The organism is Streptomyces sp. SID5910, from assembly GCF_009862125.1.
GTDB lineage: Bacteria > Actinomycetota > Actinomycetes > Streptomycetales > Streptomycetaceae > Streptomyces.
Map to the genome: position 1 here is coordinate 22,628 of NZ_WWHX01000027.1, position 9,118 is coordinate 31,745.

Below are 9,118 nucleotides of genomic sequence, written 5' to 3' on the forward strand. Positions count from 1 at the left end.
TACGCGGTCCTCGTACGCGGGGAGCACGGTCAGACGCGCACCCACTCCTCCAACACCAGCCCGGGCTGAGGCTGCTGCCGCGCCACCCACAGGGCGCCGTCCGGTCCCAACGCGGCGAGCACCACACGGCCGTAGGCGTCGTGGACGAGAGCCGGGTCGCCCACGCAGTCGCGCCCGGTGTCCGTCCACCACAGGCCCGACGACTCGGCTTCCGTGCCGCAGACACCGACCAGCACCCCGCCGGCCGCGCCTCGGTGGGCGATCACCGTGCAGTCGTACCCGTCGAGGGAGGCACGGAGCACCGCGTTCCCGCCGTCCGAGGGCGCGCCGCCCAGTGGAACGGACCAGCCGCCGGGCCGGTGACAGACCAGGCCGCCGCTGAGCGGATCCGTCCAGAACCAGGTGAGACGGCCGGGAGCGGTTTCGAGTGCCGCCGCCGACCCCGGCACGGGTCCGGGCCGTACGTCGTGGGAGCGCTCCGGGACGGCGCCCGGCTCCGGCTGGATCCAGTGCAGCGCCGCGTCGCCGGCGGGGGCGAGAACCTGGATGTGGCCGGTGGACGCGGCGGTCGCGGCCAGCCCGTCCATCACGTCGGCGCCCCTCAGGTCGGCCCAGGGCTCCCACTTGCCGCCCCGACCCTCCCGGCGCATCATCAGGCCGCCACCCGCGTTGCGGACGAAGACGTGAACCGTCCCGGCCGCGTCCACGGCGGCCGCCGGCACCCCGAACCGGGCGGCCCGCTCCGGCTCTCCGTGCGGATTGCCCAGGGAACGCCATTCGGTGACCGGCCGCCCGGTCTGGTACTGGATCGCGTGCACCACGTCGACCTCTACGGCGCCGTCCGCCCGGCGCCGCTCGCGCCGCCCCAGGAAATGGACGTAGGTGTCGCCGCCTTGACTCACGCTCAGGTCGGTGAGATCCGCGACGGCGACGAACTCGGGACCGGTCCAGCCGGGGCCGCCCGGCCGGGTCTCGGTCCAGCGCAACAGGCCGCCGCCACAAGGGGCGTACGCGGTGAGCCGCCCGTCCTTGCCGCGCACCAGCCACGAACCGGCGGCGGTGCCGGTCACGGTGGGACGAGACGCGGCCTGGACATCCGCCCCGGAGCGGCGGCTCCGCGAAGCACGCGCGGACCGATCCCGAATCACCATGACCGACCCCCTGAAGACTTCCCCCGACCTGGACGCGGGACCTGGAATCCGCACATGATATGCACAAGGCGTACACGTCCTGGCCGCCCGGGGGGCGTGGCCGGCGGCATCGCCTCGCAGGCGCGGGACCTCGGGGAACACCGGCGCACTGCCACCGATCCGGTCCTGTGATGTCGGTCACCGCCGTACAACGCCCGGGGTCTGTTGCCGGTCTGTCCGTTCGCCTGTGGCTCATGTGTGCCATGGCAGTGACCCTGGCGCGACCCGCGAGCAGACCTGGCACGAACAGACGAGGACGACCTACCCGATGACGACTCCAGCCGTCGACAGCCCGAGCCGTTCCCACCGGTCCCCCCGGCGGGCAGCGCCCCGCCGCAGGCGGCGCACCGGGCGGTGGATCCTGCTCTCCCTGGTCGTCCTCGTCGCGGCCGCGGCCGGAACCGCCTACTGGCTCTACAGCGACCTCGACGGCAACCTCAAGGGCGTCGACATCAACGAGGCGATCGGCAAGGACCGGCCCGAGAAGCTGCCCACCTCCGGGCAGAACATCCTGATCCTCGGCTCCGACTCGCGTGCCGGGGACAACGCCGAGCTGCACACCGGCAAGGTCGCCGGGGCCCGTTCGGACACGGCGCTGGTGATGCACATACCCGAGGGCCGCACGAAGGCCGTCGCCGTCAGCATCCCGCGCGACACCCTGGTGACCCGCCCCGAGTGCACCAGGTCGGACGGCTCCGAGGCGGCCTCGGCCGAGCGCGTGATGTTCAACTCCATCTACTCGCAGGTCGGTCCGGCCTGTGTGGTCAAGACGGTCGAGAAGATGTCCGGCGTCCGCATGGACCACTACGTGGAGATCGACTTCGCCGGCTTCAAGGGCCTGGTGGACGCGATCGGCGGCGTCTCCGTCACCGTCGACCAGGACATCCACGACAGCTCCAGCGGGCTGAACCTGACCGCCGGCACCCACCGCCTGGACGGCACCGAGTCCCTCCAGTTCGTCCGCACCCGGCACGGCATCGGCGACGGCAGCGACCTCGGACGCATCGGCCTCCAGCAGGAGTTCATGATCGCGCTGCTCGGTGAGATCAAGAAGCAGGACCTGCTGGGCAGCCCGACCAAGACCTACAAGATCGCCGACACGCTCACCGCCGCGCTCACCACCGACTCCGAACTCGCCTCGCTCACCGCGCTGGCGGACTTCGGCCGCAGTCTGAACGGCGTCGACCCGTCCACCATGGAGACGGTCATGCTTCCGGTGGCGTACGACAAGATCGACAAGAACCGGGTGGTGGCCGCCGAGCCGCAGGCGTCGGCGTTGTGGAAGGCGATCCGCGGCGACGAGGAGATCCCGGAGTCGGCCAAGAAGTCCCCCGCGACCGGCGGGACTTCCTGATCCGGCCGGCCCCGCCGCCGCCCACTCGGCAGGGCGGCGGGGCCGGGGCTCCGCGTGCGTCAGACCTCCCGCCACTCCGTCAGTGCAAGCCCCGGCTCGTCCTTGCGGCGGGTGAGGAGGAGCTTGCCCGTCGACGGGGACAGGACCGCCGCCACCAGCCGGTCGTCGGCGTCCAGGGCGAGGGAGACTTCGGCGTCGGCGGGCAGGTGCGGGCCGGACTCGGTCCACCAGGCGCCCGCCGACTCCTGCTCGGCGGGGTACGCCGCGAAGGCGACCCGGCCTGCGGGCGTGCACTGGGCCAGCAGCGTGCAGTCGTGGCCGTCGAGCTCGCAGCGCAGCGCGGCGACCGGGCCGGGGCCCGCCGCGGTGAGCACGGACACGGGGTCGGTGCCGGGCCGCCAGGCGCACAGGGTGCCGGACGGGTCGGTGAAGAACAGCGTGGTGTTCTCGTCGGACGTGGCCAGGGCGCGCAGGGTCTCCGGCCGGGCCGTGGCCTCGACCGCGTCGACCAGCTGGAACTCCGTGCCCGGCGCCTCCTGGCGCCAGTGCAGGATCGTGCCGGCGCCGGCCGCGTACGCCTCGATGCGGCCGTCCCTGCCCGCCACCGCGACGGGCGCGTCCTGGAGTTCGGCGCCCTTGAGGTCACGCCAGGGGCCCCAGCCGCCCTTCTGCTTCTGGGCCCGCATGCCGAGCCCGCCGGCGCCGTTGCGCACGAAGACGTGCGCGCGGCCCTGGGGGTCGATCGCGACGGCGGGCCTGCCGGTGCGGTCGCCCTTGCCGCTCGGATGGCCCACCGGCTCCCAGTCCAGGGCGGCCAGCAGCGGCCGGAAGTGGGTGGAGTGCACCAGGCCGGATTCGCCGGGCACCGTGGGCCGCCAGGCGACCAGGTGCGCGTAGGAGTCGGCGCCCTGGCCGACCGCCAGGCCCGGATGCAGTCGCTGGTCCCCGCCTGTCCTGCGCGGGGCGTCCCAGGTACCGCCGGGCATCTGCTCCGCCCGGCACAGGACAGCGTCCTGGGTGACCAGGTAGACGCTGAGTCGGCCGTCCCGGCCGCGTATGAGCCACTCGCCGTTCACCTGATCATTTTATGACGCCGTCGGCCGGAGCGCTCCGGCCGGGTGCCCTTGCGTGCGACCCTGGCCCCATGAGCGACAGCGGAGCCCTCCTCGTGATCGTCGACGGCGCGAACGTCGTGGGGTCCGTGCCGGACGGATGGTGGCGGGACCGGCGCGGGGCGGCGGAGCGGCTGCGCGACCGGCTGGCGTCGGACGGGGTGCCGGGGCGGGACGGAGTGGTGGAGATCGTCCTCGTCGTCGAGGGCGCGGCCCGCGGCGTGGAGTCCGTGCCCGGCGTACGGGTGGAGGCGGCGCCCGGCAGCGGGGACGACCACATGGTCGAGCTGGTCGAGCGGGCCGGTGACCGCCCCGTCCTCCTGGTGACGGCGGACCGCGAGCTGCGCCGCCGGGTGACGGAGCTGGGCGCGGAGGTGGCGGGCCCGCGGACGGTCAGACCGGTCTGAGCGCCCGGGGTCGCCTCGGCTCGCTGCCCCGCCGGGCCCCCGAGGCCTACTCCCCCGCCCCCGAGGCCTGCTCCCGGTCCGGGCCCGCCATGGCCGACTTCCCCGGCCGGGCACGCCAGGGCCGACTCGCCCGGCGAGCGCCGCGAGGCCCGCTCCCCCGCCTAGCCCGGCAGGGCCGACTTCCCCAGCGGGCCCCGCGGTGCTTGCTCCCCCGCCGCGCCCCGAGCCTGCTCCCTCGCCGAACCCGGCAGGACCGACTCCCCCGGCGGGCCCCGCGAGGCCTGCTCCCCCGCCGCACCCCCGAGGCCTGCTCCCCCGCCGGGCCCGCCAGGGCCTACTCCCCCGACCCGCCCGGCACGCGCCGGTACAGGGTCGCCCCCTCCACCTCCCCCGCCTGCTCGTACTCCGTTCCCAGCAGGCGTCGCAGGGTCGGCAGGTGCTCCGGGGCGTAGGGCTTGCCCCGGGAGTCGTCGACGACCAGGGTCGGTGGACGGGTGGTCAGTTCCTCGCGGAAGGTGTGCCAGGCGCCCTCGACGCCGTAGCGTTCGCCGACCTTCGTGCCGTCCCGGCCGCCGCCGTAGTTGGTGAGCAGGCCGGCGGTGAGGTAGCGGCTGGCCGGGGTGCGGCCGGCGAACCAGTACGCCTCGGGGTGCATGCCCCAGAACAGGACGCGGTCCTCCGGGCGGGTGCGCTGCGCGGCGGTGTCGGCGAGGCGACGGGCGTGGTCGAGTTCGGCGCGGGGCGCGAACAGGCCCCAGGTGAGGAACAGCGCGCAGCAGGACGCCGTGACGAGGAGCGTACGCGCCCGGTACTCCCGGGACGCGGTGCGCAGCGCGGCCGTGGCCAGCAGGGCCAGCGGCGGCAGGAGTTGTAGGAAGTAGTGGCCGTGGAAGCGCAGGCCCACCGTGACCGCCCCGGCGGACGCGGCGAGCCACAGCCACAGGTCGGCGCCCGGGCGGGCGACGCGCAGGGACCGCAGGACGGGTGGGAGCAGTCCCGCGCAGGCCACGGCCAGGATGCCGGTGTTGGCCAGGGCCCGGACCAGTACGGGCAGGACGGAGCCGTCGAGGGACGCGTAGGTGCCCGATCCGGTGACCGTCCAGAAGAGGAAGCCCGCCGGGTCGGTGACCAGGGCCGCGCCCAGTACCGGTGCCATGACACCCGCCGCCAGCCGGAGCAGCCCGCCTCGCCCGGCGTCGCGCAGCCACAGCAGACACAGCACCGGCAGCAGCACCGCGCCGCCGGTCTGCTTGGCGAGGAACGCGCAGCCGACGGCGAGACCCGCGGCGCCCGGGCGGCGGCGGTCGGCGCACCACATCGCGGCCGCCGTGCACGGGAGCATGAACACCTCGAAGGTGGCCGCCTGGGCGTCCTCCGGGTTGAGCCCGACGGAGATCAGCAGGTACAGCACGCCCGCCGTGCGGCCGGCGGTGTCACCCCAGCGGCGCCGGGCGAGGGAGGCGAGGGCGACGGCGGTGGCGAGCTGCGCGAGGACCGCCAGGATCCGCAGCGGCGTCAGCGACGCGTGGCCGGCCACGGCGAACGCGGCCTGGTACAGCCAGGGCACCAGCGGCGGCTTGCGGTCGACGACCGTCTCGTACAGCGCGCCGCCGTGGGCGAGCAGACCGGCCTGGACGGCGAGGTAGCCCTCGTCGGGGTTCCACAGGGGGCGCGTGAAGGACGGGACGCGGGTGACGCAGGCCAGGACCGCGAGCAGGGGCAGCAGGCGCGGCCAGTAGCCGGCACCCTCGCGCACGATCGGTACGGAACGTGACGGGGTGAGGAGCCGGGCATGCATGGCCGTACGCTAACCGGCCCCGCATTCCCAGAGGTAAAGGACATACGGGGCCGGTCCGAGGTGGGGCGGAAACTACGGTGCGTTGCCGCCGGACGGCTGGGCCGGGGTGTCCTCGCCGCGGGCCAGGCGGCTGTGGGTGCGGCCGTAGAGGAAGTAGACGACGAAACCGATCGCCATCCAGATGCCGAACCGGACCCACGTCTCGGCGGGCAGGTTGAGCATCAGCCACAGCGACGCGGCCACGGACACGATCGGCAGCGCCGGGACCAGCGGGGTGCGGAAGGCGCGCGGCAGGTCGGGGCGGGTGCGGCGCAGGATGATCACGCTGATGGCGACGACCACGAAGGCGAAGAGCGTGCCGATGTTCACCAGCTCGGCCAGCTCGCTCAGGCTGGTGAAGCCCGCGACGATCGCGATGATCACGCCGAGCAGGATGGTCGGCCGGTACGGCGTCCGGAACTTCGGGTGGACCACGGAGAAGAAGCGCGGCAGCAGTCCGTCGCGGCTCATCGCGAAGAACACCCGGGTCTGGCCGAGCAGCAGGATCATGCACACCGTGGTCAGGCCGACGGCGGCGCCGAAGCTGATCACGCCGGAGAAGAAGGGGTGCCCGGTGGATTTGAACGCGTCGGCGAGCGGGGCGTCGACGGACAGCTTCGAGTAGTGCTGCATGCCGGTGACGACGATCGAGACGGCCACGTAGAGGATGGTGCAGATGAACAGGGAGCCGAGGATGCCGCGGGGCATGTCGCGCTGCGGGTTCTTGGTCTCCTCGGCGGCTGTGGCGACGATGTCGAAGCCGATGAAGGCGAAGAAGACGACCGACGCGGCGGTGAAGATGCCCATCACGCCGAAGTTGGACGGCGCCCACCCGAACATCAGCTGGATCAGCGGGGAATGCAGGCCCCCGCCCGCCTCCACCGGCTGCTCGTCGGGGATGAACGGGTCGTAGTTGGAGCCCTTGACGAAGAAGGCGCCCGCGATGATGACGATGAGGACCACGGTCACCTTGATGGCGACGACGAGCGAGGTGATGCGGGCCGACAGCTTCATGCCGAGGACGAGGATGCCGGTGAGCACCAGCACCAGTGCGGCGGCGAGGATGTCGAAGCCGAATCCGTCGGCGCCCTCCCGGCCGGCGAGGGCCTCGGGGAACTGCCAGCCGGCGTTGTCCATGAAGGAACGGATGTAGCCCGACCAGCCGACGGCCACCACCGCCGTGCCGAGCGCGAACTCCAGGACCAGGTCCCAGCCGATGATCCAGGCGGGCAGTTCGCCCAGCGAGGCGTAGGAGAAGGTGTAGGCGGAGCCGGCCACCGGGACCGTCGAGGCGAACTCGGCGTAGCACAGGGCGGCGAGCGCGCACACGACACCGGCGACGACGAAGGCCAGGGCGACGGCGGGACCGGCGTTGTCCTTGGCGACCGTGCCGGTCAGCACGAAGATGCCGGTGCCGATGATGACACCGACGCCGAAGACCGTCAGATCCAGCGCGGACAGGGATTTCTTGAGCGCGTGTTCCGGCTCCTCCGTGTCCCGGATGGACTGCTCGATCTTCTTGGTCCTGAAGAGACTGCTGTTGCTCACGGGGGTACCTCCGACGCTTGTCGTCCCCGACATGATCGAGAGGGGGGCGTACTGCGTATGCCCGGGCGTGAGCCGATTCACGCGGATGGGCCGGTTTCACCACTGCAACGAGTGGAGAGACCGGCCCATCGGCCCAACAGCGGTCGCGCGCGTCAGTCGCGGGCGGCCTCCACCGAGTCCACCTCGGCGCCCGCGCGGTCGTAGCGGCCGTCGAGCTTGGCGACCAGGCCGGTGACCTGGCGGGCGATGTCGGGTGCGGTGAGCCCGATCTCGGCCATGACCTCGGCGCGGGAGGCGTGGTCGAGGAAGCGCGGCGGGATGCCGAAGTCGCGCAGCGGTACGTCGACGCCCGCGTCGCGCAGGGCCTGGGCCACGGCGGAGCCGACGCCGCCGACGCGGGAGTTGTCCTCGACGGTGACGACGACGCGGTGGCGCTCGGCGAGCGGGGCCATGGCCTCGTCGACGGGCTTGACCCAGCGCGGGTCGACCACGGTGGTGGAGATGCCCTGCTTGTCCAGCAGGCCGGCGACCTCCAGGCACATCGGCGCGAGGGCGCCGACGGAGACCAGGAGCACGTCGGGGGTGTCGGTGCCGGGGGCGCGCAGGACGTCCATGCCGCCGACGCGGCCGACGGCGGGTACGGCGGGGCCGACGGCGCCCTTGGAGAAGCGGACCACGGTGGGCGCGTCGTCCACCTCGACGGCCTCGCGGAGCTGGGCGCGGACCTGGTCGGCGTCGCGCGGGGCGGCCAGGCGCAGGCCGGGGACGACCTGGAGGATCGACATGTCCCACATGCCGTTGTGGGAGGCGCCGTCGGTGCCGGTGACACCGGCGCGGTCCAGCACGAAGGTGACGCCGCACTTGTGCAGGGCCACGTCCATCAGGACCTGGTCGAAGGCGCGGTTGAGGAAGGTGGCGTACACGGCGAAGACCGGGTGGACGCCGCCGTGGGCGAGGCCGGCCGCGGAGACGGCGCCGTGCTGCTCGGCGATGCCGACGTCGTAGACGCGGTCGGGGAAGGCCTTGGCGAACTTGTCGAGGCCGACGGGCTGGAGCATGGCCGCGGTGATGGCGACGACGTCCTCGCGCTCCTCGCCGATCCTCACCATCTCCTCGCCGAAGACGCTGGTCCAGTCGGCGCCGGAGGTGGAGATGGGCAGGCCCGTGTCGGGGTGGATCTTGCCGACGGCGTGGAAGCGGTCGGCCTCGTCCTGGAGGGCGGGCTGGTAGCCGCGGCCCTTCTCGGTGAGGCAGTGCACGATGACCGGGCCGCCGAAGCGCTTGGCGCGGGTGAGCGCGGACTCCAGGGCCTCCAGGTCGTGCCCGTCGATGGGGCCGACGTACTTGAGGCCGAGGTCCTCGAACATGCCCTGCGGGGCGATGAAGTCCTTCAGGCCCTTCTTGGCGCCGTGCAGGGTGTCGTAGAGGGGGCGGCCGACGACCGGGGTGCGCTCCAGGAGGTCCTTGGTGCGGGCCAGGAAGCGCTCGTAGCCGTCGGTGGTGCGCAGGGTGGCCAGGTGGTTGGCGAGGCCGCCGATGGTGGGCGCGTAGGAGCGCTCGTTGTCGTTGACGACGATGACGAGGGGGCGGTCCTTGGCGGCGGCGATGTTGTTCAGCGCCTCCCAGGCCATGCCGCCGGTGAGGGCGCCGTCGCCGATGACGGCGACGAC

Annotated in this window: 7 protein-coding genes; 2 read left to right on the forward strand and 5 right to left on the reverse strand. The window is 73.2% G+C overall.

Annotated elements, in window-relative coordinates; genetic code table 11:
• Positions 1 to 29 precede the first annotated feature (29 nt).
• Positions 30 to 1,070 carry a PLL family lectin gene (locus GTW67_RS01005; RefSeq protein ID WP_346010525.1) on the reverse strand — a complete coding sequence of 347 codons (1,041 nt, stop codon included), beginning with the start codon at positions 1,068 to 1,070 and terminating at the stop codon, positions 30 to 32.
• 388 nt (positions 1,071 to 1,458) lie between these two features.
• Between GTW67_RS01005 and GTW67_RS01010 the strand changes: the two genes are divergently transcribed.
• Positions 1,459 to 2,544 carry an LCP family protein gene (locus GTW67_RS01010; protein WP_161162893.1) on the forward strand — a complete coding sequence of 362 codons (1,086 nt, stop codon included), beginning with the start codon at positions 1,459 to 1,461 and terminating at the stop codon, positions 2,542 to 2,544.
• A 59-nt stretch (positions 2,545 to 2,603) separates the two neighbouring features.
• Here the strand turns inward: GTW67_RS01010 and GTW67_RS01015 are convergent, their stop codons facing one another.
• A complete protein-coding gene (locus GTW67_RS01015) occupies positions 2,604 to 3,620 on the reverse strand; it encodes a DUF8189 domain-containing protein (protein WP_161162895.1) in 1,017 nt (338 codons plus the stop codon).
• Positions 3,621 to 3,688: 68 nt separating this feature from the next.
• On the opposite strand from GTW67_RS01015, the gene GTW67_RS01020 reads away from it, so the two are divergent.
• Entirely contained in the window at positions 3,689 to 4,063 is a 375-nt protein-coding gene (locus GTW67_RS01020; RefSeq protein ID WP_161162896.1) for a PIN domain-containing protein, read from the forward strand.
• Between the two features lie 334 nt (positions 4,064 to 4,397).
• On the opposite strand, the gene GTW67_RS01025 is transcribed toward GTW67_RS01020, so the two are convergent.
• The 3 genes from GTW67_RS01025 to GTW67_RS01035 all read right to left on the reverse strand — a co-directional run.
• Positions 4,398 to 5,861 (reverse strand): ArnT family glycosyltransferase, encoded by a 1,464-nt coding sequence (locus GTW67_RS01025; RefSeq protein WP_161162898.1) that lies wholly within the window; start codon positions 5,859 to 5,861, stop codon positions 4,398 to 4,400.
• A 72-nt stretch (positions 5,862 to 5,933) separates the two neighbouring features.
• Positions 5,934 to 7,448, reverse strand: a complete 1,515-nt coding sequence (locus GTW67_RS01030) for an amino acid permease (protein ID WP_346010526.1) — start codon at positions 7,446 to 7,448, stop codon at positions 5,934 to 5,936.
• A gap of 152 nt (positions 7,449 to 7,600) precedes the next feature.
• On the reverse strand, positions 7,601 to 9,118 hold a 1,518-nt coding region (locus GTW67_RS01035), incomplete at its 5' end, for a 1-deoxy-D-xylulose-5-phosphate synthase N-terminal domain-containing protein (RefSeq protein ID WP_161162901.1).